The following is a 24,838-nucleotide window of genomic DNA, read 5'->3' on the forward strand; positions in this document are numbered from 1 at the left end:
GGCAATGGTTGATGCAAGAATCTGGGCAGGCGCACTCTTCTGCACCGCAGCCCTGGTCCTCACCGGGTGCGCAGCAGATGACGCGACCTCGCAGATCCGCAAGTTCCTGACTACCGACAGCGGCCCGGAAGACGTGCTGCCGACCAGGCTTGAAGACTTGACGAGCGACCCCGAGTCCAGCCGCCTCATCGGCGATCACGCCGGTGTCAGCTACTTCGTCACGAAATACGTCGATCCGGACTCGGGGAGACCCGGCTTCTGCCTTGTGCTCTCCAAACCGCCGGAGGGCGCTGTGTCCGGCTGCGCGTCCGATGCCGACGCAACACGCATGCGGGTTGGCGGCTCCGGGACGAGCAGCGCCAGGGTCGTGGTCGCCAACGACATCATCCCCGACGGGTGGACGAAGGTCGGCGACTTCCTGATCGTCAACCCCGAAACCTGATCTCGGTTCGGCCCTCGGTCGATCATTGCGCGATCGCCGGATCTGACTATTGCTGGGCAGCCTCATATTGCGCGCGAATCACAGGGGCAACTCGTGGTTCATGAGCTGGGGCGATAGGTGTCGACCACGTGGGCAGCTCCCCCGTGAGCGCCCAACCGGCTTGCCGGGCAGCGCCCGCCGCCACGTACTCACCCGTGACGGGGATTGAAATGGGATACGTGAAGATCTCGGATGCGATCTTCTGGACGGACGAGTTCTGAGCTGCACCTCCGATGAGCAGGATTCTCCTGACCTTCACCGATTGACTCAATACCGCGTCCAACCCGCCGGCGAGGCCACACAGCATGCCCTCGATCGCCGCCCGGGCGAGGTTCGCCCTGGATGTATTTGCCAGGGTCATCCCGAATAGCGTGGCCGTCGCATCGGGGAGATTGGGGGTCCGCTCGCCCTCGAAGTACGGATGAAGCACGACCCCGCCCGAGCCGGGGGCGACGGACTCGGCAATTTCGCCCAACGCACGATGGCTTACCGCGAGCAGGTCGGCGACGACATCCAGGATCCGGGCAGCGTTCAGCGTCGCAATGAGCGGTAGATAGCGCCCCGTCGCGTCCGCAAAACCGGCCACCGCCCCGGACACGTCCCGTACGGGATCGTCGGTGACCGCGAAAACGGTGCCGCTGGTCCCGATCGAGATAATGACGTCCCCCGATGACGCGCCAAGACCGAGAGCGGCCGCCGCGTTGTCACCAGCTCCCGCTCCGATCACGATGTCCGTGCCGGCAACGCAGCCCGCGCGATCAGCGGCACCGAGCACGCGGGGAAGAATGACGTCGTGGCCGAGTGCTGCGATGAGGATCTCGCGGTCGTACTCTCCCGTTGTTGGATTCCAGTAGCTCGTGCCGCTGGCGTCCGAGCGGTCCGTGGTCAATTCATGAAGCGCCGGGTTCGCCGGACCGAAGCCGCGTAGCCGCCAGGTGAGCCAGTCGTGCGGAAGGGCTACGGCGGCCACCGAAGCGGCATGGTGTGGCTCGTTATCGCGGAGCCAGCGCAGCTTCGTCGCGGTGAAGGAGGCGACGGGCACGGACCCGGTCCGTCGAACGAACGCCTCGGGTCCGAATTCGGCAATCAGGTCGAGGGTTGCCTGGGCGGACCGAGTGTCGTTCCAGAGCATGGCAGGCCGCACGACGCGGCCGTTCTTGTCGAGGAGTACGGAGCCGTGCTGCTGACCCCCGATCGCAATCGCCGCGACATCGGCCAACCCGCCCGCTTCCGCGATCGCCTCGTAGAGCGCCGCCCACCAGTCTTCCGGGTCGATTTCCGTGCCAATTGGGTGCGGTGCGCGACCGGTGCGCACGATCTCCCCAGTGACCAGATCATGGACGACCACTTTGCAAGCCTGGGTGGACGAATCCACTCCCGCCACCAGCGTCACCGTGTCACATCCGAGTCGACGGCTTTTCGGAGCAGCGCGCCTTCCGTGCGACAGGTTGCGGCGGCGGTCAGCATTGCGGACTCCATGAGCTGCCTCCACCCAACCGCGTCGCCGGGTACTCCGCGGGACAGGAAGTGCCGCACTGTCGCAGCGAGCGTTGCGTCGCCCGCGCCCATCGTGTCCACCACCTCGCCATGCAGGACGGCGATCGGAACACGCACCAGCACCCCGCGGCTCGTCCCGATGGATGCGCCGTGGCGGCCGGCGGTCGCAAGCACCGCTTGCGCGCCGTTCACCAGGAGCAGCTCCCTGAGCTCCTCGAGCGCTATCCCATACAGGAGATCTGCATCCTCATCGCCGACCTTGGTGATCAAGCTCCGGGCGGCCATCCGCTCGAAGTTGGTCACGAACAGTTCGGAATTGGTGAGCATGCCGGCCCGGGGGTTCGGATCGATGACGAGTCTGTGCTCCGGGTCCGAGACGCATGCCGCGAACTCATCAGTTTGCCTCGTGTCGTCGAAGGGGAAGCAGCTCACGACGACGAGGCTCGCTGCCTTGAGCGCGTCGCGCTCCGCCGCGCCGAATACAATCCGGCGTTTTTGGGCCGCCTCGTTGAAGATGTACCTCGGTTCGCCTTCCCTCCGGTCTGAAATCGCCCGCGAGCTACCGAACAGACTTGTCGTGGCCAGCAGATCCACACTGTGGGACGCAAGAAATTCGCGGATTACTCGCCCGTCGGCGTCCTCTCCGACCATGGCAATGAGTGTGGTCGGTACCCCGAGGATGGCGAGACCGACTGCGACGTTGAGCGCCGCCCCGCCGGGAAACTCCCGGCTCCCCTCCGGATCGCGCATCTCATCGATCAAGGCGTCGCCAACGACGACAACGCGGTTCTTTTCAGTCATGCGGACGAATCTCCCTGAAGCGCGAGCGATCAGCTCGGTTGGAATGGTGGCGGCGCAGGCGGGCTACCGCCCGGGATAGACGATGGCCTTCATCTCACCGGAGAGTTTGCCGGAGTTGAGGGCTTCCTCTGCCTGCTCCAGCCCGTATCGGCCCGTCACGAGAACGTCGAGGTCAACCTTGCCGCTGCCGACGAGCTCGATACCGAGCGGCCACGTGTTGGCGTAGCGGAACACGCCACTCAGCCAGATTTCGCGATTCTGAATCCAGGAGACCGGCAGCTCGACGGTGTCATTGCCCATGCCGACGAGGATCACACGGCCGGCGGGACGAACGGCCTTGATTCCGGCTTGCACGGCCGCAGCGACACCGGATGCATCGATGAACACGTCGACTTCGAGGCCCTCGACCGAGTCCACCCGAGGATCGAGCGCGACATCCGCCCCATGGCCGAGTGCGAACGCGCGGCGATCGTCCGAGACGTCGGTGATGTAGACGGTCGACGCGCCAAAGGCCTTGGCGGTCTGGGCCACGATGACGCCAATAGGGCCGGCTCCTGCGATCAGCACCCGGGAACCAAGAGCCACCCCGGCGCGCTTGCACGCCCAGATTCCCACCGACAACGGTTCGATCAGGGCGGCCGCCTCATCGGAGATGCTGTCCGGGATGCTGTGGGCGAAGTCCGACTGGATAGCCACATACTCACAGAAGGCTCCGTCGATGGGCGGCGTCGCAAAGAATTCGATGTCGGGGCACAGGTTGTATCGACCGGCCTTGCACTGCTCGCACACCCGGCAGGGTCGCTGCGGCTCGACCGCAACCCGCTGCCCGACGCGGGCGGAATCCACGGCTGAGCCGACGGCCGTGATCCGGCCCGACAGCTCGTGGCCGAGGATCAGCGGATGGTTGACAACATACGGACCGATGCGGCCGTGCTGGTAGTAGTGCACATCGCTGCCGCACACGCCGACGGCGGCAACCCGGACGAGCACCTGGTCAGCCTCCAGCACTGGCACGGGCAGCATCACCACGGCGACCTCGCTCTGCTTGTTCAGGAAGGACGCTTTCATCTGGGTTGGCATGCGGCTCTCTCGCTTAGGTCGGAGGTCTGGTGAATCGATTCGAACGGGGGCATCCGTCCGGGGATCAAGAGAAGGAGCTGACCGTGGCATGGGCGCCCCTTTCCCAGAGTGATGTCAAGGCCGACAGGTACGCCGCCCGGAACCGCTCGTTGTCGGCCAGGTCGCCGAAGAGGCGACGATTCTGGATGAACGCCAACGGGTTCTCCCGCTGGCTGCGGGCAATCGCAACCAGGTCGTCGCGTAGCGCATCCACCACTTCGATGGGTTCTCCCTGCTCGTCTACGGCCTCGGCGTAGCGCGCCCAGCTCGCGACGATCGCCGCAGAACAGTCGATGTCACCTCCGGATGCGAGCTGGTCGCGGATGACCGGAACCAGCCACTTGGGAATACGGTCGGATGATTCTGCGCACAGCCGCGCCAGCGTGTCGCGCACCTCGGGGTTTAAGAAGCGCTCGATCAGCATCGACTTGTACGCGGCGAGGTCGATTCCCGGTACGGGCCGCAGGGTCGGCGTGGCTTCCAAGTCCATGTATCGGGTGAGGAACGCGGAAATCGCGGGATCTTGCACCGCTTCGTGGGCGAAGCGATAGCCGCTGAGGTACCCGAAGTAGCACAAGCCCTGGTGGCTCGAATTCAGCAGACGGAGCTTCATGTACTCGTACGGCTCGACGTCGTCGACCATCTGCACGCCCGCCTGCTCGAACGGGGGCCGGCCCAGGCCGAAGTCGTCCTCGATCACCCATTGGAAGAACGGTTCGCACACGACGGGCCAGGCATCGTCGAGCCCGGTCAGTGAGGCCGCCTCGGCGATGTCCTCGGGAGACGTCACCGGCGTGATCCGGTCGACCATCGAGTTCGGGAAGTGCACGTTGGCGTCGATCCACTCGCCTAATTCCGCATCCTTGAGCCGTGCGTAGGCGGTGAACATCCGCTCGGCGATGTCCCCGTTGCCCTGGATGTTGTCGGAGGACTGGACGGTGAACGGTGCCAGGCCGCGGTCTCTCCGGCGCCGCAGGGCTTCCGTGACGAAACCAAAAGCGGTGGTCGGTGTCGCGCCGTCCTGCAGCTCGGCGACGACGTTGGGATTTGTGGCGTCGAACTCACCTGTGACCCGGTCGAAGTTGTAGCCGCCCTCGGTGATCGTCAGCGAGACGATTCGGGTCTCGGCGCTCGCCATCTTCTCGATCACGGCCTCCGGGCCGTCGGGGGCGAAGAGGTAATCGATGATGCTGCCGACGACCGAGGCCTCGCGGCGTCCGTCGGGGTGTTTGAGAATGACCGTATAGAGGCAGTCCTGCGCGTCGAAGACGTCCTTCATACGCCGGTCTCCCTCGAGCAGGCCAACCCCGCAGATCGCCCACTCGTGCGCGAGTCCGGCGTTCATCAACCGGTCGAGCGCCACGGCCTGGTGGGCGCGGTGGAAGCCGCCGACACCGATGTGCACGATCCCGGCCGTCAGCGACGTGCGATCGTAGGTCGGGCGCCCGATGTCGGGATCGAGCGTGCCGAGGGAACGCGCGTTGAGTCTCTCCATCGTGGCGCCCACTTCCGGTAGAGCTTCTCGGGGGGAAGACACTACTTGACCGCGCCCATTGCGAGTCCGCGAACGAGCTGCTTCTGGGCTGCCCAGCCGGCGATGATGACGGGGAGAACGGCAATCGTCGCGGCGGCCGACAGCACGGCGAGGAATTGTCCTCGGCCGTCAACGAAGCTGGCCAGGAATGGCGGCGTCGTGCGCGCCTGGAACGTGGTGAGCAGGGTTGCCAGGAAATACTCGTTCCAGGAGAAGATGAAGCAAATCAGCGCGACGGCGGCTATCCCGGGCAGGAGGATGGGCAGCACGACGCGCACCAGTTCCGTGCGCAGATTGGCTCCGTCGATCTGCGCGGCTTCCACGATTTCCAGGGGGACTTCGTTGAAGAACGACCTCATCATCCAGACGGCGATGGGCAGATTCATCGCGGCGTAGAGGAATGTCATCGCGGTGATGTTGTCGAGCGCGCCGACCGACTTGAGGATGAAGAACACCGGAAGGATAGACGCCGCAGCCGGAAGGAAGCGCGTGGAGATGAAGAAGAAGAGCACATCCTTGACCTTCTTGATCGGCCGGATGCTGAGGCCGTAGGCGGCGGGAATGGCCAGCAGGAGCACCAGGATGGTCGATCCCACGCTCGCGGTCAGCGAGTTGAGGAGATACGCGCCCATGCCGCGTTCGAAGACGATCGCATACTGGTCGAAGCTGAGGTCGGCGATGAATCGCGGCGGGATCAACGCGGCGTCGCCCTCGGACTTGAGGCTGGTGAAGACCATCCACCCGATCGGGAAGAAGAACATCAGTACGAGCACCCACGTCATCGCGGTGATCAGGATTCCACGTGTCTTGCGCATCAGCGCTCTCCTCCATTGATGAAGACCTTGAACAGCGTGCGGAGGGCGAAGGTCGCCACCGCAATGGTGACCACAACGGTCACGACACCGAAGGCGGCCGCCTGGCCGACGTCGAGTCCGATGAATGCCCGCTCGTAGAGCAGGTAGGACAGCGTTTTGGTGCCGCCCGTGCCCTTAGTCATGATGGCTATCGGGTCGAAGGCCTGGAGCAGCATGATCGAACCCAGAAGGGTCGCGATCTCGATGTACTGACGCAGGTGGGGCAGGGTCATCCACTGGAATGTGCGCCAGGGGCCCGCGCCGTCGACGGATGCCGCCTCGAGAACTTCACGACTCTGGCTCTGCAGCCCGGCGAGGAGGATGAGCATCATGAAGGGGGTGTACTGCCAGGTCAGCAGCATGATGATGGTGACGATCGGCAGGTCGGTGTTCCAGGCGACCGAGGGAAGACCGACCGTGTTCAGCGCCCAGTTCACCATGCCCACGTTGACGTCGAGCATCGACCACTTCCAGATCAGGGCGGCCGCGGCCGGCATCACAAGGAACGGGGTGATCATCAGGGTGCGTGCCAGACCCTGGCCGACGAATTTGCGGTCGAGCAGAATCGCGAAGAAGAGGCCCAGCAAGAGGGAGAGCACAACGGACGAGCCGGTAATGATGACCGTCGACATCAGGGAGGGCAGGAAGTCCGGACCGGTGAAAACTACCGCGTAGTTCTTGAACCAGTTGAATGCGATCTCGTCGGGCCGCAGCTGATTCCACTGGAGGGTGGAGAAGTAGATCGTCGTCAGGAACGGGATCTGCGTCATGACCACGGAGAAAATCAGGGCGGGCAAGACAAGCGCCCGTGCCTGTCGAGCCTTTTTCCGCTGTGGAGCGTTGCGGGGGCGAGTCGCCGGTCGCCCGCCTGTTGCGGCAGGTGTCGCCGCGGTCGGCATCGTGGGGGGTGGGGTCAGGGTTGTCATTGTCTATCCTCGTCGTTGAGGTGATACACGGGGCCGGGCGGATACCCGGCCCCGCGAGTCACAGTCGCCGTGCGTGGGTTATTTCTGTTTGTCTCCGGCGGCCTGGGCGATCTTCTGACCCTTGGCGAGGGCATCCTCGACCGAGGACCGTCCGGCAATCGCGTCGGCCACCAACTGGGCAACCTGGTTGCCCACGTCCTGGAACTCAGGAATCGTGACGTACTGGATGCCGACCCACGGTTGCGGGTTGAGTCCAGGCTGCTTGGGGTTGACCGCGTTCATGACCTCGAGGGTGATCGGCGCGAACGCCGCGGCCGCCTCCTTGTACTCCGGGATCGAGTAGGTCGAGGTGCGCGCTCCCGGCGGGACCCGCGTCCAGCCGAGGGTTTCGCCGACGAGTCGCTGGTACTTCTTGCTGGTTGCCCACTTCACGAACGTTGTGGCGGCATCCGCGTTCTTTGAAGTCGCCGGAACGGCGAGGTTCCACGACCAGAGCCAACCCGATTCCTCGGTCTTGTTGACGGGAGCGTGCACGTAGCCCATCTTCCCGGCGACCTTGGACGAGGTGGGGTCTTCAAGGATCGAGGCGGCCACCGACGCGTCGTACCACATCGCCACCTTGCCGGCGCTGAGCTGGTTCAGGCACTCGGTGAAGCTGTTCGAGACGGGGTCTTTCTCACCGGCGTCCTTGAGGAGATCGACGTAGAAGTTGACCGCTTCGGTGAACTCGGGCGAGTCGACCTGGGCATCCCAGTTCTCGTCGTACCAGGTGCCGCCGAAGGTCTGGACGACCGTCGTCAGCGGCGCGAACAGGTCGCCCCAGCCAGGCTTTCCGCGCAGGCAGATTCCGGCGGTCTCCGCGGTGTTCAGCTTCTTGGCGAACCCGGCGACTTCCTGCCAGGTGGGTTCGTTCGGCATCGTCAGGCCGGCCGCGGCGAACATCTCCTTGTTGTACATCAGGATGGACGACTCGCCGTAGAAGGGGACGGCATACTGCTTGCCGTCCACCGACAGCGCGGTGCGCACGGGAGGGAGGATGTCGTCGACGTCGTACGCCTTGTCGTCCTTGAGCGACGGCGTCAGGTCTTTCAGCCAGCCCTGGGCACCCCACTGCGGGACCTCGTAGGCGCCGACGGTGACCACGTCGTACTGACCTGCGCCCGAGGCGACATCCGCGGTGACGGCGGCCCGGAGGTCGCCCTCTTCCATCTGCACGAAGTTGACCTTGATGCCCGGGTTGTCCTTCTCGAAGGTACCCTTGAGCTCCTCCATGTCCTTCATCTGCGGGTTGTTCACCGTGGCGAGCGTCAGTGTGACGTTCTTCGATGAGGTCCCGGCCCCTGAGCAACCGCTCAGGGCGACGGCCGAGATGATCAGCCCCGCCCCCACTGCCAACGCGCGCTTCTTCACAAGCATTTGAGACTCCTTTGTATTCATTGCTTACTCTCGGTGGTGCTCACTGTTGCTTGAGCGTACGAGGTGGCGAAGGGGCGCCAACAGCCCAATTGACGTGCAAATCTGATACTTTCTTTCCAACGCCGCAGAGCTGCTGCGCCACACGAAGGAGTGGACGTGATGAAACCGTTACTGTCCGACCGCGGCGATCGGGCCCGTATCCCCCAACAGTTCCTCGACCGCCCGGCGACGCGGGAGGTCATCCGGCACTTGCCGGGCGAGTCTTTCCGGTGGCTCGAACACGACTATCCGAGCGAGATCGCCCGCTGGAACTACCATCCGGAATTCGAGGTGCACCTGATCAGGTCGGGCACCGGAAGCTACATCATCGGCGACCAGGTCGGCCCATTCGGGCCGGGACATGTGGCCCTCATCGGGTCGGGGCTCCCACACGACTGGATGAGCGACCTGGCCCCGGACGAAGTGATCCACAATCGGGACGCGGTCGTGCAGTTCGATGGCGACTGGATCGACCGGAGCGCCGAAAGCATGCCGGAGCTGAACGAGGTCCGGGAGATCCTGAACGCGTCGGGGCGGGGCATCGTGTTCTCCGGGGAAACCGCGCTGAAGGCGGCGGAAGAGATCGAAGAGGTCGGGCGACACCACGGTCTGCGGCGCCTGTCCCACGTTCTGGCGCTGCTCTCCCTCCTGGCGCATGCGCCGGACGACGAGCGCCAGTTCATCGCCAGGGAATGGTTCGCGTCGCCCAGCGGCGACGAGGGCACTGCGGCCGTGGACGCCGGCCTGGCCTACATTTTCGAGAACCTCAGCACCCGGATCAGAATGTCGGAAGCGGCACGTCTTGCGCTCATGTCCGAGCCGACCTTCTCCAAGTACTTCAAGAAGGCGAGCGGGCTGACCTTCAGCGACATGGTCAGGAAGCTGCGCATCGCAAACGCCTGCCGTCTGCTCGAGCAGACGGACCGGACGATATCGACGATTTGCACGTCCGTCGGATACACCAACCTGGCCAATTTCAATCGCCAGTTCCTCGCCGAAATTGGCGTGACCCCCAGCGCCTTTCGAAAGCTGCAGCCCGACGAGAAACCTCGCGGTCGGGCGCCCAGCCTGGGGTTGAGCGGGACTGTTTAAGGCAGAGGGCCGCGCCGCGCCAGGACCCGGGCGAAGAGGGCGTGAAGCAGCGGGAGCACAGACACCGCGATGAGCACCGTCCCGATCACCATGTCCTCGGCGCGAAGCAGGATGCCGCCGACCAGCAGGGCGGTGAAGAGCACCGCCGAGACGATCCGCCGTCCTGTTCGCTCGATGTCGGCCAGGCGACGCTCGAGCCGGGGGGCCTGCGCCGAGACCGTGCCCTCTTCGATCCGCGTCATGAGGCTGTCGAGCCGCTGGGGCAGCCTGGCGATGATGCCCGCAGTCGACATCGCTTCCCTTGCGACCGACTGCACCAGGTTCCCGCCCTCGGCCCTGATCAGTTGGGCGGAATATGGCTCGACGGAGTTCCAGATGTTGAACGCGGGGTCGAGCGAACTGCACATCCCCGAGGTCAGCGACATCGCGCGCACGATGAGCAGGAAGTTCTCCGGAAGCTGGAACGGCAGCGAGCGCACCACATCACCGAACTCGAGGGCAAAGGCGCGGAACTCGCGCGGGTCGACCTCCTGCAACTCGGCGAAACCCATCCCGCCGAACCGGGCGAACAGCTTCGTCATCGCCCGCTCGAGTTCTGCGGTGTCAGCGGACGGCAGGAGCACACCCACCTCGCGGATGCCGTCCACCATCCCCTTGCCGTTGCGTGACGCGGCCGCGATGAGCAGCTTCCGAAGACCCTGGCGCAGGGCATCGGGCACGTCGCCCATCATCCCGAAGTCGATGAAGGTGAACTGCCAGGTGCGGCCGCCGTTCGCTTCGGGCAGGCCGGCGCCGGCAAGCGGTGTCACGAAGATGTTGCCGGGGTGCGGGTCGGCGTGGAAGTAGCCATGCACGAAGAGCTGGTCGAACATGACGGCCGCGAACTCGGTGGCGACCTCGGACGGGTCGATACCGGCCGCCCGCAGGCCGTCGACATCGTTGATCTTGATCGCCGTCACATCCTGCAGCGTCAGCACCCGCCGTGTCGTGCGCTCCCACACCACGTCGGGAAAGCCGACCCGGGGGTCGTCGGCGAAGGACTGAGCGAACCGCTCGGCGTTCGCCGCCTCGTGCAGGTAGTCGATCTCCTCGAGACTCGTGACCGCGAACTCCTCGACAAGGGCGGGCACGTCGACGCGATCCGAGACCAGACGAAAGTGGCTGAGCCAGCGGGCGACCCGGCGGAGAGCGCTGAGGTCGACATCGACGATTGTGCGGATGCCCGGCCGCTGGATCTTGACGGCCACGTCGAGCAGGCCGGTCTGGGCAGCATCCAGCTCCGAGAGCCGGGCGCGGTGCACCTGGCCGAGGGATGCCGCCGCCACCGGCGTCGGATCGACGAACGAGAACGTGCGCTCGAGCGTCACCCCCAGCTCGGCTTCGGCGAGGGTTCGGATATCCGGGAACGGCACCGGCGGAACCTCGTCTTGCAGGCCCTCGAGCTCCTTCGTGATCTCCGGCGGCAGCACGTCGAGGCGTGAGGACATGAACTGGCCGACCTTGATCATCAGGCCGCCGAGGTCGACGGCGAGCCCGTGGAAGCGCTGCGCGATACGCTGCACGCGCGCCGACCGGTTTCGTGCGGCGACCCGCGCGAGCCCGACCCGCGGGAGGAACAGTTCGTACCACCACGTCTGCGCCAGATGGCGGGCGGCGAACCAGAGGATCCTGCGGGTGCGGGCGCGCATGTTCCCGACGTCGGTCATCTAATCTCCTTGATGCCGACGTGCTGCGGGCACTCGGTCAGTCTTTGGCGAGGATGGAATAGAGCTTACGACGTGCCTCATCCAGCACGGCAACGGCCTCCTTGACCTGCTCCGGGGTGCCGGTGCGCCCGACCTGTGCGGCCGCCTGGGCCAGGTCGATGCCGGCCTTGGGGAGCGCGCTCGCCCGCCCGCTGTCCCGAGCACTCGGTGCCTCCCACGGCGCGGGCTGATCTGCCGCGGCGTCCGCCAGCTGTCGCCCCTCGTCGGTGAGCGAGTAGGTCTTGCGACCGTTGGACTCCTCGGCGGCGATGAGACCCTCGTCGGCAAGCAGCTGCAGCGTCGGATAGACCGAGCCTGGGCTCGGCTTCCAGGCGCCGTTGCTGCGTTCCTCGATCTCGTGGATGATCTGGTAGCCGTGCATCGGCCCCTCGGCGAGCAGGGCAAGCACCGCCGCGCGCACGTCGCCGCGTCCCATCCTCGTGCCGGCCTTGCGGTCGAACTGGCCGCGAAGCTGCTCCATCGCATCCCACACCGCGGTGGCTGGCCAGCCCTCACCAGCGCCGCCCCGGCGTCCGGCGAACCTATCGCCCATGAATGAATTGCTCATGATCTTCCTCCTCAGCGCCACAGCCATCCAGGCTCGACGATACTTAACGATATATCGGTCAACCTGGTGAAGCGAGACTGCATTCCCGTATTCGCAGGGAGTCCGGGCGCCTCGGTGCGGTGCGGCCCCCGAGGGGGAAGGTCGACCCGATGCGGCGGCGGGCGGCCCGCATATACGGACCGCCCGCCTCGTGCCGAAGAGCCTAAATGCTCTTATATACCGAAACGTAGTCAACGAGCATGGGTATCCCCGACTTTGTCAGCCCACTGGGGCGACCCGGCCAGCTGCCGCCAATGGCCACATTGAGGATGATGAAGAAGCCGTGGCCGGTGGCATTGGCCCACGTCGTGGCGTCTACATCGCCCTGATTGACGATGTGGTAAACGACGCCGTCCACGGACCAACGGAGCTGTTCGCTCGCGCCGCTGCGGTCCCACTCAATTCGGTAGACATGGAACGCCGACTGGCACGTGGCACCTGGGCACGTCGTGCTGCCGCCGAGACCCGTGGTCTCGTTGCACGGACCGCCGGGGCTCGTGCCGCAGTGCAACGTCGCCCAGACCGTGTTCACGCCGTTGACGTTTTCCATGATGTCCATCTCGCCCACCGACGGCCAGTTCGTGTAGTTACCGCGGAATGGAGCGCCGAGCATCCAGAACGCCGGCCAGTAGCCCTGCGCCGCTGTGCCGGTGACGTTCGGCATCTGGATGCGGGCCTCGACTGCCATCACCTTGCCAGGGTCGGGCTGGAAGTCTGTGCGCTGGGTTTCGATACGACCTGAGGTCCAGTTCTTCTGGGTGTCGCGGATGGGTTTGATGTTGAGGTTGCCCTTGCCGTCCTGGAAGACGTTGGCCGTGGACGATGTCATCGTCTCGACCTCGCCTGTGCCCCAGTTGGCGGCCCCGCCCGGGTAGCTTGTGCCGATGTCATACAACCACTTGGCGGTGTCGACGCCGGTTCCCGCTGCGCCGTTGAAGTCGTCGCTCCATGCGAGCGTCCACCCGGGCGGGGTGGCCGGAAGCGCGGCCTGGGCGGTTGGTGCGGCAGAAGGCACCACGGCAACGGCAACCGCGACAGCGGCGGCGACGACAGCGACAACGTTATATTTTGAGCGAAACTTCATCGTTTACTCGTTTCATTGTGGGAACAGATGGTTGGATAGAGCGCTCTCTTGAGTTTGGGAGAGCGCTCTCACACTGTCTAACAGCCGAGACGTGTGCCGTCAAGAGAGGAGCTGAGAGCGAGCGCCCTCGGCCGAACGGATGCCGCGGCGCCCTGGCCTCAGCGCACGAGCGACGCGAGTTCGGCCCTGGTCGAGGCACCCACCTTGCGCAGCAGATTCGCCACATGGAACTTCACAGTATTTTCGCTGATCGAAAGCTTCTCGGCGATCGCCCGGTTGCGCGCCCCCGAGGCCACCAGCGCCAACACGCCTTGTTCGCGGGGGCTGAGCCCCCACTCCGCGGGCACCGTGGCGGATGAGCCCGGCGCGTCGAGCGGGAGCGTGACCGACATCTCGGAACCCCACCCAGGGGTGCCGTCCACGAGCAGGGAGCCGTTGAGCGCCACGACGCGGGCGGCCCGTTGCCGCACGCTCGGAATCTCTGAGGTGAGATCGCCAGGGCCGTCATCGCGGATCCCGATCAGCAGATTATTACCGTCACAGTCCCACTGCACGCGCACCCGAGTAACGCCTATCCTCTCCACCAAGGCGAGCACTGCCCCGCGCACGATGGCACGGGCCGCCTGGGCCACGTCGCCCGGCAAGGCCCGCCCGTTCACCGGGGGCTCGATGAACTGAACGTCCAGGTCACCGAAGCGCACCAGGGGGCGCAGGTCGTCGCGCAACCTCTCGAACGCACTCGCCACAGGCTCCTCGGACATCAACCGGTCTTGATCCGACACGGCGCGCAGCCGCACCAGTGCCGCGGCCGCCAGATCCGTCGCAATCCGCCTCGCCCCGACGTCGCTGGCGTCGCGAGAGCGAAGCACGGCGAGCATCGATTCGAGCGTCGTCGAGTGCTCATCAGTGAGGTCCGCCAGAAGCCGCGCCCGCTCGGCCGACCCCGCACGTAACTCCCGAAGGTATTCCACGGGTAGGGCGGCAGGTCGGACCACGTCGTTCGAATGGGGTATTTCGGTACCGGTCACCCTTGATTGTAAGCCCCGAGCGGATGAACCCATCCGAATGGGTAGGAAAACCATCACTTCGACGGGCTGCTTGGGCGCCGCAGGGATGGGAACCTGAGTCATGCACGAAATCACGAGCACTCTCACCGGCCCGACCGTCGCGGAATCGCTCGCGACAATTGCGGCCGAGCAGGCCAGAGTCATCCGCCGGCTGATCGACGGGCCGAACACGACCCCCGACGCCGAGTTCGAGGCGGCCGTGGCCCGCCTGCAGACCGCGCGGCGCATCTTCGTGATGGGCGCGGGGCGTTCGGGCCTCGCGCTGCGCATGACCGCGATGCGGTTGATGCACCTCGGTCTCGACGTGCACGTGGTCGGCGAGGTCACCACCCCGGCGATCGCCGCGAGCGACGTGCTCCTCGTTGCAAGCGGGTCTGGCATGACCCGCGCCGTCGTAGGCGCCGCGGAGACGGCTGGCCAGGTCGGCGCCGCCATCGTCACGATCACGACGACGCCCGGGTCGCGTCTGGCCGAACTGTCGTCCACGACCATCGTGCTTCCGGCCGCTCAGAAAGAGGATCACGCTGGGACGATTTCGGCCCAGTACTCCGGCAGCCTGTTCGAGCAGCTCGTGCTGACGGTGGGCGACGCAATTTTTCACACGCTCTGGCAGGCATCCGGCGCCACGGCCGAGCAGTTATGGCCTCGCCACGCCAATCTCGAATAGCGACGGTCTCGCCCGCTTCGACTCTTACCGACCCCGAATCAGAAATCACGAAACAACAGAAAGTAGACACTCATGAAGCTTCAGGTAGCCATGGACGTACTGACCACCGACGACGCACTCAAGCTGGCCGCGCAGGTCGCCCCCTACGTCGACATCATCGAGCTCGGCACCCCGCTGATCAAGGCGGAGGGCCTGCGCGCCGTCACCGCGATCAAGGCCGCGCATCCTGACAAGATCGTCTTCGCCGATCTCAAGACGATGGATGCCGGCGAGCTCGAGGCCGACATCGCCTTCACGGCCGGCGCCGATCTGGTGACCGTGCTCGGCACCGCCGGCGACAGCACCATTGTCGGCGCCGTCAAGGCTGCCACTGCACACGGCAAGGGAATCGTTGTCGACCTCATCGGCGTATCCGACAAGGTCGCCCGCGCCCGCGAGGTCACCGTGCTCGGCGCCCAGTTCGTGGAGATGCACGCCGGTCTCGATGAACAGGCCGAGGCTGGCTTCTCGCTGAATACCCTGCTGAACCAGGGCGAAGCTTCCCAGGTTCCGTTCTCCCTCGCGGGCGGAGTGAACGTCACCACCATCGCCTCGGTCCAGCGGGCAGGCGCACGGGTCGCCGTCGCCGGCGGCGCCATCTACGGCGCCACCGACCCGGCGGCAGCGGCCAAGGAACTGCGCGCCGCGATCATCTAGAACCGCAGCCAAAGGAAGAGGCCGGAAACCCGGGTCGCAGCACGGAGCAGGTCGGCGCGCCTGCAGCGATTGGCGCAGGGCCGCGTGCTGCCCCGGCGCCCCGGAACCCTCCAACAGAGGGTCTGCGTCACCGGGGCACGCCGTGTCGCGGGTCGGCTGCGGCCTGGCTGCCTTACTTGGCGGGGGTAACGGTGGCTTCGTAGGTGAGGATTTCCGTGCCGTTGCCTTCGTCGCCGTTATCGGGGGCAACCTTCATGGTGAGGTGGTTCGCGTCAGCAACTATTTTGAACGGGTTGCGGGTGGCCACGTGCCCGGCAGTGGACCACTGCTGGAAGGGAACGTCACGGATCAGGCTGTGGGATTTAAGATCGATCATCGCCATACCGCCGAGTTCATAGGTGGCGCCGGTGCCACCGGCCGACGGGGTCTGCGGGAGGTTGGTGATCCCGGCGCAGAGCATCTTGGAGTTGGGCACGTACTGGCAGTCCTGGTAGTCGATAAAGAAATTCGGGTTGTCCCAGCTGGAGAGCTGTTTGCCCTGCATGTCCCATTCCGCGAAGCGGCGCGATCCCCAGGTGTTGCCGACCAGATGGCCGGTCCGTTTGTCCATCACAATGCCGCCGAAGTGGTCTTCCACCTCAAACTGCTTGTGCACGTCGAGGGTGGTCGCGTTGACACGGTAGATGATGGCGCTGCTGTTGGGCCGGTACTGGGCTACGGGAACCCAGACGTTCACGCCGTCGAAATCGATGCCGCCCGGGTGGTACATGTCACCTTCGCCAAGGATGATGTCCTTCTGCAGGTTGCCGGACTTGTCCATGACGAAGAGGTGGCCGATGCCCTTGCCCGGCGTGCGGTCAAGTCCGTCCTGTGGCGTCGGGAACTTCTTGGTCGGTTCGGTGATCTGAACGGCAGAAAGGAAGATGTGATCCTGGCTGTAGGCGATTCCCTCGGTGTGGTACGTGGGGAAGTTCAGCTTCAGCTTGCTGGTCTGCTGCCAAGCCGTGTTCCGGTCCACCCGGTTGAAGGCGTCAGCCAGGGCCGTGCTCGTTGCGCTGTGAACGTCGGAATCGACGTTGTTGCCCTCGTGCCGGTCATTGTTGCCGGCCGCCTGGGCGGCCGCGGTACCGCTGATTGCGGACGCGGCCAGCACGATGGCTACGGTGGCCGTAAGGATGCTTCGGGTGCGATTCGTGCTCATTGGGGAGCCTCTCAAAGGTTGGGTCTCAACAAGAACTGGCCACACTACTTGCCGGTAGCGAACGCCCCGGGACGGGTTGGTGAACAGAAAGCCGCTGGGTGGGGCTGAAGCGGCTGTTCCGGTGAACTTCACCGTCTCGACCAATCGCCCCTGGTCCCCAGCGCCCCTCGATCACTTTGGCCGGTTTCGCGTCGGGCCAGTGCATCGAGGCTCAGCGCGGCTCGTAGGTCTTCGGCATTCTCATTCCGCGGTCGGCCATGATCTGCCGAACCTGGTTCGGGTAGTCCGTGATGATGCCGTCGACGCCAAGGTCCATGAGCTCCTTCACTGTGGCTGGGTCATCGCAGGTCCACGGGATGACCTTGAGACCGCGGGCGTGCGCCTCAGACACCATCAGCTGATCGGGGTAGAACTGGAACCCGGGGTCGCCGACCTTGCCATTCTGGGGGAACCCGTAGTTGGGTGATACGGCGGTCAGGCCGCCCGGAATCGCCGCGGCGGCCGTCTTGACAAGATCGCCGCCGTAGCTGTCTGCGTCGACGCCGCCGAGCCACGGTGAGGCACCGGGCTGACCGACCTGCAGGAAGTCGCGGTTGGTCAACGCCACCAGTGGCCATTTCGGCGCGAGGCTGTGCATCTCGTTCAGCGCCCCCCAGGCAAAGGACTGGATCGTGACCTGGTCCTCGATCCCGGAGGCGCGGATCTCCTCGAAGACCCGACGGACGAAGAGGCCCACTGGTGCAGTCTGCTCGGGGGCGCCGGCCTCGACCTTGGTCTCGATGTTGAGCTTGATCTGCTTGGCCTGGTAGCTCTTAACCAGGTTCAAGACATCCTTGAGCTCGACCATCCGGAAGCCCGTGATCTGCTCCTGGCCGGGGAAGCCGGGCAGCTGCTGGTAGCCGCAGTCCATCGTCTTGATCTCGGCCAGTGTCAGATCTTTGATGTACTTGCCCACGTACGGGTACATCGGGTCGACTGGCGAAACCGGTGCCGTGTCGCGACACTTTGACGCGCTGATCTGCCGGTCGTGGTTGACGACTACTCGTTCGTCCTTGGTAATTTGGGTGTCCAGCTCCAGTGTGCTGACACCCAGGCGCATGGCCTTGCCGAACCCCTCCAGCGATTCTTCAGTCGTCATGCCGATGCCACCCCGGTGGGCTTGCAGATCGAAGTGGGTCTGTTGGGGCAGCACGCCAGAATCGTCGGCTGCGGCCGCCTGCACCGCGAAAGGTGCCATCAATGCAGGCACAAGGGCCAAGGTGGCCAGGACGTGATGTAAGGACATCGGGTTCTCCGCTCGATTCGAATTCGCTGCAACGTCAGAAACCGTATGTTTCCGGCGGACATCTCTGGTGGCCGAAGAGCGCCCTTCTGGTGAACACTTACGGAACGAACACCCTGCGCGACGAGGGTATTCAGCACCCGATTGCGCACCAGATCCTGCGACGTTTTGCACGCCCAGTCGGCTTGCTCCGCCGCCGAGGACTTCGCGACAGTTCCATGGTTTTCTTTCCCGGCGGCGAGCGGTCGCCTCAGCAATACTGGAAGTGAGAGAGAGCAGGGCATCATGAGCGATCACCGCCCGACAGACGACCTCAACCCGGACGATATCGAGGTGGGCTCGCCGAAAACGTGGGCGGCCGGCGTCCCGGGCGTCACCCACTCGATGGGGCCGGCGCTGGCCGAGATGGGGGTCATCCGCACCCTGAAGACGATGACCGCGATCAACCAGAAGCACGGCTTCGACTGCATGAGCTGCGCCTGGCCGGATCCCGACCACCGCAAGGTCGCTGAATTCTGCGAGAACGGCGCCAAGGCCGTCACCTGGGATGCCACGCCGGTCACGGTTCCGTCGAGCTTTTGGGCCGAGCACTCGTTCGACGATCTGCTGACACGGTCGGAGTACTGGCTGGGCATGCAGGGTCGCCTCGTCGAGCCCGTCTACCGTGCCGCCGGCACCAACCACTACGCTCCGATCAGCTGGGACGACGCCTTCGCGGTGATCGCCGCCAAACTGAATGGCCCGGCCAGCGGGTTGTCGTCGATGCCGTGAATCCACGAGGCGCCACGGTCGCTGATGAAGCTGTCAGAGCGCTCGGTCCAGGTTCGGCCGCCGATGCGATCGCGCGCCTCGAGCGCAACGACTCGCTGCCCGGCCTGCGCCAACAGCCGCGCGGCGGTTAACCCAGAGACGCCCGCACCGATGACAACGGTGTCAAAGTTCTTCATTGGGTCAGAGTAGCAACCCGCCCCGGATGCGATAAAGCCCTGATGAGAGGCCCCGACGACACGCGGCGTTCTCCCCTCCCCCGCACTCGGTCCCGGCCGGGCCTCGATCTATTGCAGCCGGGTGGATTTGGTCATGCGAGCGCGGAACCCGCCGCTGATCTGCACGAACGTGGACAGGTGCTGGCCCAGGAGGTGATCCAGTGATGCGAGGGAGGAATCGATAACGTCCCCGACGTCTTTGGGAGAAACTCCCCGCCGGCATGTGACGACGACTTTGAGTACGGGTGTGTTCCGAACCTGGTAGGTCGAGACATGGGAGGCGACCAGCTCGGGCTGGGCGTCGAGAAAGTTCTGCAGCGACTGCTCGGCGAACGCGGCGTCGATGGCGACCCCGCCGTGCTCGCCGGGTTCGCTGCGGAGCAGGTGCCTGGTGCGCCCGTTGCCTTGTCGCAGGATGAATACGATCAGCAGCACGACCAACACGATCAGCACAGCCACGCCCGCCACCGAGAGCCAACTGCTCGAGGTTCCGGGAATCGTCGCGGCCGCGAACGTGTCCGCGATCTGCTGAGACACATCCGGGGCAGCGCGTCGCCACCCGGATCGCACCGGGCCGGCGATCCCGAGGAGAATGCTCCCGGCACCGACGGCCAGGGTGATCATGCCGATGACGAGGATGAGGATCCGGTTCGTGGCACGGTTGGTGTCGTTCACGCGCCAACCTTCGCTTCCTTCTGCACCGACACCCGTGCGTGCAACGCCGGGGCGGCCTGATAGCGCTCCAGCATCTCAGTGACCGCGTGTTCGATTGCATCTTTGTCCACGGACTGCCCCGAGGTGGGCCGGATGCGCACCGACGCCGACCGTCGGGAAACACGGACCTCGACATCATCCGGATCAATATTGCCGGCATAGGAAGCCTGCCGTGCCAGCGCTGAAGCGATGACCTCGTCATCGACGACGATCGCGCTGCGCTGCGACGGAAGCACATGGCGGGCACGCCGACCGGCCGAGACAGACACGACCACCAAAATCAACCCGATGATTGCCACGATCACACCGGCGATGATGACGGGCACGGTCGGATACCGACCGATCGCGACGACCCCGCGGCCCATGTCCACAGGGGCAACCAGCAGGGCAGGCCGCCCCAGCAGGGCGAGCACGATTTCGGTGCCCAGCCACGCGCAGACCAGGATGAGGATGACCGCGAGGACGATGGCCAATCCCGACCGGGGCGAATGCGTTTCACGACGAATCACCCGGGCGTAGGTAGCTTGCTCGGATGTCATTTCACTCTCCTCTGCGGGGTGACGTCCGCACCGGTGATCTCCACCATCACCCGTGCCACCGCGGATCCGGTGATCCTTTGAACGTGCTCTCGGATGTTCTCCTGCGCCCGATTCGCCCGCTCCAAGACCGGGCCGCCACCGTCTGCGACTCGGGCTGGATCTTCGCGGATCTCCTCCAATGACGGGACCGGCAACGGTGTCTTGACCCACAGACTCAGCTCGCCGCGCGCATCCTCAATCTGCAGCGAAACCCGCTTCTGCTCAACACCGAACGCATCCGCAGCGACCGCAGACACAATCTTCTCCAGAGCACGCGCGGTGATCCTCGTGCGCCCCCGCTGGACGGCACGGGACGAGAACTCTGCATCGCTCATGACGAGGAGCGCCTACCTCGGACGGCATCCACAACACCCGGGAGGTCGAGCTTGCCGTCAACGATTCGGCCGACGATCCCGCCCACGATCATCCCCACCAGGACGAGCACGAACGCGCCAAAGCCCAACGTGATCCACACGATCACGAGTATGGCCCCGATCAGGATCCCGGCCTTGGTGGCGTTCACTGGACACGCTTCTCGGTGTCGTCGTCATCATCGGCGGGCATGTGCACGTCGTTGATGGTCACGTTCACCTCGGTGACCTCCATGCCCACGATTGTCTCAATCGCGCGGATCACCGACTGTCGGACACGCTCGGCCAGATCCTGCAATGGCAGCGGGTACTCGGCAACCATGGTCACATCCACTGCGACCTGCGTCTCGCCAACTTCAACGCTGATGCCCTGCGACTGCGATTCCGCACCGGCCAGCCCGCGGATGGCACCGACCACCCGCTGCGCCCCGCCACCGAGCGCATAAACGCCTGCGACGTCTTTCGCGGCGATCCCGGCGACCTTCGCGACCACGCTATTTTCAATCGTCGTCTTACCGGTGCCGCTGTCCTGAGTGTGGGACGCGCTTGATGTTGTTGTGTCAGACATGTCAAGCTCCTTAGTCTTATCGAACGCGAACTGCGCCCGAGCATGTGTTTTCACCAGTAGCGCGCGACCAACCAGACATGTCAAGCCCCCGGATTCTGTTGCCCTACATCTCCCACAACTCCGGCCTCCGCGCGAACCGTGCGCACAACCAACGCCGACTCGCGTGACACCCCACAACTCCACGTACACGATCACGAGGCACACCGTTTCGCGAGCGATGATTCATCACCCGGATCCTGTCTTGCCAGCCGTGACCGTGGTACTGTCCACCCTGAAAAATCGATCTACGTATGACTGTGAGCGAAGTGTCGTTTTCATTTCACAACGAAGGAGGCCCCCATGAGTGGTCGCAACACATTCGTCAGAAGCTTGCACGATCTCGGACTAGCCGCATGGTTTGGCGGTTCCCTGATGGGTGCCGTCGGCCTGAACGGTGCGACAGCCGAGGCATCGTCACCCCGCGAGCGGCTCCGGCTTTCGTCGCTCGGCTGGGCCAAATGGGCGCCGGTACAGATAGCTGCGCTCCTCGCCCACGGTATCGGCGGCATCGGGCTCATCAGAGCCAACAAGACCCGCCTCTCCGCGCAGCAGGAAAGCCGAACCAACACGACCTGGAAGATCATCGTGACCGTCCTCGCCGGTGCGACCACCGCATACTCCGGAATTCTCGGCCGGACCATCAACGACCACCAAGGCGAACCGACCGAGGGCGTCACCGAACCCGCGCACGGTAGCTCCGACCGCCTCGCGTCGGCGCAGCGTCAGCAGCGCATCCTGCAATGGGCCACCCCCGCACTCACACTCGTCATCATCGTGCTTGCCGCACAGCAGGGAGAGCAGCAGAGACCGATCGCAGGACTCTTGCAGACCACCATCAAGAACTTCCGGAAATAAGGGGTCGGCTGAACCCCTCTCCGGCAGCAGCGTCACGCCCGCCTCCCCTCGGGCGAGCCTACCGACGCCGAATCACCAGCTCTCTTCGCCGGCCCCGCCCACCGGCGGGGCCGGCGTCCACCCCCAAACCGGAAGGACACCGTGTTCCGCTTCCTTCGCTACCTCCCCGCAATCCTGCCGATCGTGTTGCGCGTCCTCCGCAACCGGAAAGCCCGAGAAAACACCCCAGCGACCGCGCACACAACCCGACCGAAACCACGACCCTGACCGTCACCATCACACTCGGCAACAGCTACAGATCACGAACTGCACACAAAAGCCTCATCGACCGGCTGGATCCGCTCGCGCGCCTCGGCCTCGTGGGCCAGGCCCCTGCGGCCACACAGCGGCGGGTTCAGAGCTGGGCGGAGAGCCACTCGTTGATCTCCATCAACAGGGGGGCCTGGGCATCCGCTGTCAGGAAGGATGCCCGCACCGCGTTGCGGGCGAGGGTTGCGACCTCCTCGGCACCGAAACTGAGGGTGTCGGTGAGGGCCGTGAAGTTGTCGTCGAGGTAACCGCCGAAGTACGCCGGGTCATCGGAGTTAACGGTGACGGCCAGTCCGCGGGCCAGCATCGCCGGCAGCGGGTGGTCGGCGAGCGTGTCGACCACGCGCAGCCGCACGTTCGAGAATGGGCACACGGTGAGCGGGATCTGGTGCTTGACCAGGTGTTCCACGAGCACGTCATCTTCGAGGCTGCGGATGCCGTGGTCAATACGCGACACCTGCAACAGCTCGAGCGCCTGCCACACATACGCCGGCGGGCCCTCCTCACCGGCGTGCGCCAAACACTGCAGACCGTGCTCGCGGGCAAGCGCGAAGACCTCGACAAAGTCGATCGGCGGATGCCCGACCTCGGCCGAGTCCAGCCCGATGCCCACGATCGGCGCCCGCATCTCGATGAGGTCGTGCATCATCGTGAGGGCCTCGGCGGCCTCACGGTCGCGCAAAAAGGTCACGATCAGGGCCGAAGACACTCCGAATTCGGCTTCGCTCTCGGCAAGCGCCGACGCCACCCCGTTCACGCAGGTTGCGAGGTCCACCCCGCGCACGGTGTGCGCCTGCGGGTCCATAAAGATCTCGGCGTGCCGCACGCCGGCCGCCTGCGCGCGCCGCAGATAGGCGCGGGTCAGATCGGCGAAGTCGGCCTCGGTCTGCAGCACCGCCATGTTGGCGTAGTACAGGTTCAAGAACGACTGGAGGTCGGTGAATTCGTACTGCCGGCGCAGCTCCTCAATGTCGGCCCAGGGCAAGCGGATGCCGTTGCGCTCTGCGAGCTGCATAATCAGCTCCGGCTCCAGCGTCCCTTCTATATGCAGGTGCAGTTCGACCTTGGGCAGGTCGTGAATCTGGGCGGGAGTCAGCATGTGAGGGGCCTTCCGGTGGCGGCATCCGTTGTGGCAACGGCCGGGGTCAGCGGCCGCCGGGCAGCCGGCGGCCGCGCTGTTCGAGCGCCGCGGTCCCGTAGGGGTAGTCCGAGACGACGGGGGCGCTGACCTTGCTCAACCGCTCGAGCTGCGTCGGGCTCAGCGCCACGGATGCCGCGTCCAGGTTCTCGCTCAGTTGAGCCACCGTGCGCGCCCCCAGGATCACCGGTGACGCCCGGTTGCGCTTCGAGCCACGCCAGGGAGACCTGCCCGCTCGTCGCACCGATCTCTGCGGCCACCGCGGCGACGGTGTCGACGATCCTCCAGGTGCGGTCGAGTTCATTGCGCGGCAGCCACGCTTCCATGCCGCGCTGCGGGTCCTCGCCGAGGCGGGTGGCGCCGGTCGGGTCCACGTCGCGCTGGTATTTGCCGGTGAGCCAGCCGCCGCCGAGGGGCGACCAGGGCAGCAGCCCGAGGCCGGCGTCGAGGGCGGCTGGCACGATTTCGCTCTCGATTTCGCGGACCAGCAGGCTGTATTGCGGCTGGAGGGTGACCGGCGGGGTGAAGCCGCGCGCCTGTGCCCGGTGCGCGGCCTTGGTGAGCTGCCATCCGGTGAAGTTGGAGACGCCCCCAGTAGCCGATCTTGCCCCCGCGGATGGCGTCGTCGAGGAAGCGCAGGGTTTCCTCGAGCGGGGTGACCGGGTCCCAGGCGTGCAGTTGGTAGAGGTCGATGTGTTCGGTGCCGAGGCGGCGCAGGGAGTCATCGAGGGCGCGAATCAGGTGGCGGCGGCTGGTGCCGAGGTCGTTGGGCCACTACCCATGGGAAAACGGCCCTTGGTGGTGAGCACGATCTGCTCGCGTTCCACCGGGTGCGCCGCGAGCCAGGTGCCGATGATCTGTTCTGAGACGCCGGCGCTGTAGACATCCGCGGTGTCGACGAGAGTGCCGCCGGCGGCCACAAAGGTGTCGAGCAGCGCGTGGGAGGTGTTGGAGTCGGCCTCCGCGCCGAAGGTCATCGTACCGAGGGCGTAGGTCGAGACGACCGCCCCGCTGTTTCCGAGAGTGCGATAGCGCATGTATGCGTCCTGTCCGTCGGTGAATGGGCGTGCTCCCCTAGGGCGTGTCTCCTAATTCGTGTAACCAGATGGTGATGGCGCGGAGGACGACTCCTCCGCGGTAGGTCAGGGCAAGTTTGTCGTAGCGGGTGGCGA

At 65.2% G+C, this 24,838-nt stretch carries 25 protein-coding genes and 2 pseudogenes; 6 read left to right on the forward strand and 21 right to left on the reverse strand.

The window, feature by feature from the left end; translation table 11 throughout:
- Positions 1-4: 4 nt before the first annotated feature.
- Positions 5-442 (forward strand): hypothetical protein, encoded by a 438-nt coding sequence (locus E3O23_RS03670; RefSeq protein WP_134488283.1) that lies wholly within the window; start codon positions 5-7, stop codon positions 440-442.
- A gap of 46 nt (positions 443-488) precedes the next feature.
- On the opposite strand, the gene xylB is transcribed toward E3O23_RS03670, so the two are convergent.
- From xylB to E3O23_RS03705, 7 genes are all read right to left on the reverse strand, one after another.
- Positions 489-1,874 carry a xylulokinase gene (gene xylB / locus E3O23_RS03675; protein WP_134488285.1) on the reverse strand — a complete coding sequence of 462 codons (1,386 nt, stop codon included), beginning with the start codon at positions 1,872-1,874 and terminating at the stop codon, positions 489-491.
- A complete protein-coding gene (locus tag E3O23_RS03680) occupies positions 1,871-2,779 on the reverse strand; it encodes a PfkB family carbohydrate kinase (RefSeq protein WP_134488287.1) in 909 nt (302 codons plus the stop codon). Before E3O23_RS03680 ends, xylB begins: the two co-directional genes overlap by 4 nt.
- A gap of 63 nt (positions 2,780-2,842) precedes the next feature.
- Positions 2,843-3,859: an NAD(P)-dependent alcohol dehydrogenase gene (locus E3O23_RS03685; RefSeq protein ID WP_134488289.1), complete on the reverse strand. Its 1,017-nt coding sequence runs from the start codon at positions 3,857-3,859 to the stop codon at positions 2,843-2,845.
- Between the two features lie 64 nt (positions 3,860-3,923).
- The gene (locus tag E3O23_RS03690) at positions 3,924-5,393 is read right to left on the reverse strand and encodes a mannitol dehydrogenase family protein (protein WP_134488291.1); all 1,470 of its coding nucleotides are present in this window, start codon (positions 5,391-5,393) and stop codon (positions 3,924-3,926) included.
- 41 nt (positions 5,394-5,434) lie between these two features.
- Positions 5,435-6,247, reverse strand: coding sequence for a carbohydrate ABC transporter permease (locus E3O23_RS03695; protein WP_134488293.1), 813 nt, complete (start codon positions 6,245-6,247; stop codon positions 5,435-5,437).
- The gene (locus E3O23_RS03700; RefSeq protein WP_241983304.1) at positions 6,247-7,083 is read right to left on the reverse strand and encodes a carbohydrate ABC transporter permease; all 837 of its coding nucleotides are present in this window, start codon (positions 7,081-7,083) and stop codon (positions 6,247-6,249) included. The genes E3O23_RS03695 and E3O23_RS03700 overlap by 1 nt, the downstream gene beginning before the upstream one ends.
- A 207-nt stretch (positions 7,084-7,290) precedes the next feature.
- Positions 7,291-8,628 carry an ABC transporter substrate-binding protein gene (locus E3O23_RS03705; protein ID WP_134488297.1) on the reverse strand — a complete coding sequence of 446 codons (1,338 nt, stop codon included), beginning with the start codon at positions 8,626-8,628 and terminating at the stop codon, positions 7,291-7,293.
- Between the two features lie 159 nt (positions 8,629-8,787).
- Here E3O23_RS03705 and E3O23_RS03710 point away from each other — a divergent pair, with 159 nt between their 5' ends.
- Entirely contained in the window at positions 8,788-9,759 is a 972-nt protein-coding gene (locus E3O23_RS03710) for an AraC family transcriptional regulator (protein WP_134488331.1), read from the forward strand.
- On the opposite strand, the gene E3O23_RS03715 is transcribed toward E3O23_RS03710, so the two are convergent.
- The 4 genes from E3O23_RS03715 to E3O23_RS03730 all read right to left on the reverse strand — a co-directional run bounded on the left by E3O23_RS03715 (position 9,756) and on the right by E3O23_RS03730 (position 14,223).
- Complete coding sequence (locus tag E3O23_RS03715; RefSeq protein WP_134488299.1) at positions 9,756-11,465, reverse strand: ABC1 kinase family protein; 1,710 nt, start codon at positions 11,463-11,465, stop codon at positions 9,756-9,758. The genes E3O23_RS03710 and E3O23_RS03715 overlap by 4 nt on opposite strands.
- Before the next feature lie 37 nt (positions 11,466-11,502).
- Positions 11,503-12,072 carry a PadR family transcriptional regulator gene (locus E3O23_RS03720; protein ID WP_134488301.1) on the reverse strand — a complete coding sequence of 190 codons (570 nt, stop codon included), beginning with the start codon at positions 12,070-12,072 and terminating at the stop codon, positions 11,503-11,505.
- Between the two features lie 202 nt (positions 12,073-12,274).
- A complete protein-coding gene (locus E3O23_RS03725; RefSeq protein ID WP_134488303.1) occupies positions 12,275-13,195 on the reverse strand; it encodes a glycoside hydrolase family 16 protein in 921 nt (306 codons plus the stop codon).
- A gap of 158 nt (positions 13,196-13,353) precedes the next feature.
- Positions 13,354-14,223: a helix-turn-helix transcriptional regulator gene (locus E3O23_RS03730; RefSeq protein ID WP_241983305.1), complete on the reverse strand. Its 870-nt coding sequence runs from the start codon at positions 14,221-14,223 to the stop codon at positions 13,354-13,356.
- A 100-nt stretch (positions 14,224-14,323) separates the two neighbouring features.
- On the opposite strand from E3O23_RS03730, the gene hxlB reads away from it, so the two are divergent.
- Both hxlB and hxlA read left to right on the forward strand, forming a co-directional pair.
- The gene (hxlB, locus tag E3O23_RS03735; protein WP_134488307.1) at positions 14,324-14,929 is read left to right on the forward strand and encodes a 6-phospho-3-hexuloisomerase; all 606 of its coding nucleotides are present in this window, start codon (positions 14,324-14,326) and stop codon (positions 14,927-14,929) included.
- 72 nt (positions 14,930-15,001) lie between these two features.
- Positions 15,002-15,625 carry a 3-hexulose-6-phosphate synthase gene (gene hxlA, locus E3O23_RS03740; protein WP_134488309.1) on the forward strand — a complete coding sequence of 208 codons (624 nt, stop codon included), beginning with the start codon at positions 15,002-15,004 and terminating at the stop codon, positions 15,623-15,625.
- 172 nt (positions 15,626-15,797) lie between these two features.
- Here the strand turns inward: hxlA and E3O23_RS03745 are convergent, their stop codons facing one another.
- Entirely contained in the window at positions 15,798-16,826 is a 1,029-nt protein-coding gene (locus E3O23_RS03745) for a DUF6454 family protein (RefSeq protein ID WP_134488311.1), read from the reverse strand.
- Positions 16,827-17,037: 211 nt separating this feature from the next.
- Positions 17,038-18,111: a glycerophosphodiester phosphodiesterase family protein gene (locus E3O23_RS03750; RefSeq protein WP_134488333.1), complete on the reverse strand. Its 1,074-nt coding sequence runs from the start codon at positions 18,109-18,111 to the stop codon at positions 17,038-17,040.
- A 282-nt stretch (positions 18,112-18,393) separates the two neighbouring features.
- Here E3O23_RS03750 and E3O23_RS03755 point away from each other — a divergent pair.
- A pseudogene (locus tag E3O23_RS03755) lies at positions 18,394-18,846 on the forward strand (hypothetical protein); the annotation flags it as partial.
- Here E3O23_RS03755 and E3O23_RS18760 read toward each other — a convergent pair.
- Genes E3O23_RS18760 through E3O23_RS03785 form a run of 6 tightly spaced genes read right to left on the reverse strand, consistent with a single transcriptional unit; the run spans position 18,792 to position 21,325 of the window.
- Positions 18,792-19,163 (reverse strand): FAD-dependent oxidoreductase, encoded by a 372-nt coding sequence (locus tag E3O23_RS18760; RefSeq protein ID WP_338145295.1) that lies wholly within the window; start codon positions 19,161-19,163, stop codon positions 18,792-18,794. The pseudogene E3O23_RS03755 and the gene E3O23_RS18760 sit on opposite strands and share 55 nt — an antisense overlap.
- Positions 19,164-19,769 (reverse strand): hypothetical protein, encoded by a 606-nt coding sequence (locus tag E3O23_RS03765; RefSeq protein ID WP_134488315.1) that lies wholly within the window; start codon positions 19,767-19,769, stop codon positions 19,164-19,166.
- Entirely contained in the window at positions 19,766-20,347 is a 582-nt protein-coding gene (locus tag E3O23_RS03770; RefSeq protein WP_134475991.1) for a DUF6286 domain-containing protein, read from the reverse strand. The genes E3O23_RS03765 and E3O23_RS03770 overlap by 4 nt, the downstream gene beginning before the upstream one ends.
- Positions 20,344-20,721: a hypothetical protein gene (locus tag E3O23_RS03775; RefSeq protein ID WP_092324448.1), complete on the reverse strand. Its 378-nt coding sequence runs from the start codon at positions 20,719-20,721 to the stop codon at positions 20,344-20,346. Before E3O23_RS03775 ends, E3O23_RS03770 begins: the two co-directional genes overlap by 4 nt.
- Positions 20,718-20,909, reverse strand: a complete 192-nt coding sequence (locus E3O23_RS03780) for a hypothetical protein (protein ID WP_134488317.1) — start codon at positions 20,907-20,909, stop codon at positions 20,718-20,720. The genes E3O23_RS03775 and E3O23_RS03780 overlap by 4 nt, the downstream gene beginning before the upstream one ends.
- Positions 20,906-21,325 carry an Asp23/Gls24 family envelope stress response protein gene (locus tag E3O23_RS03785; protein ID WP_134488319.1) on the reverse strand — a complete coding sequence of 140 codons (420 nt, stop codon included), beginning with the start codon at positions 21,323-21,325 and terminating at the stop codon, positions 20,906-20,908. Before E3O23_RS03785 ends, E3O23_RS03780 begins: the two co-directional genes overlap by 4 nt.
- Positions 21,326-21,664: 339 nt before the next feature.
- Between E3O23_RS03785 and E3O23_RS03790 the strand changes: the two genes are divergently transcribed.
- Positions 21,665-22,219: a hypothetical protein gene (locus tag E3O23_RS03790; RefSeq protein WP_134488321.1), complete on the forward strand. Its 555-nt coding sequence runs from the start codon at positions 21,665-21,667 to the stop codon at positions 22,217-22,219.
- A gap of 394 nt (positions 22,220-22,613) precedes the next feature.
- Here the strand turns inward: E3O23_RS03790 and E3O23_RS03795 are convergent, their stop codons facing one another.
- Both E3O23_RS03795 and E3O23_RS03800 read right to left on the reverse strand, forming a co-directional pair.
- Entirely contained in the window at positions 22,614-23,627 is a 1,014-nt protein-coding gene (locus tag E3O23_RS03795) for an adenosine deaminase (protein WP_134488323.1), read from the reverse strand.
- A gap of 46 nt (positions 23,628-23,673) precedes the next feature.
- A pseudogene (locus tag E3O23_RS03800) lies at positions 23,674-24,703 on the reverse strand (aldo/keto reductase).
- Positions 24,704-24,838 lie beyond the last annotated feature (135 nt).

The sequence above is a fragment of the Cryobacterium tagatosivorans genome (assembly GCF_004402215.1).
In the GTDB taxonomy this organism is placed as follows: domain Bacteria; phylum Actinomycetota; class Actinomycetes; order Actinomycetales; family Microbacteriaceae; genus Cryobacterium; species Cryobacterium tagatosivorans.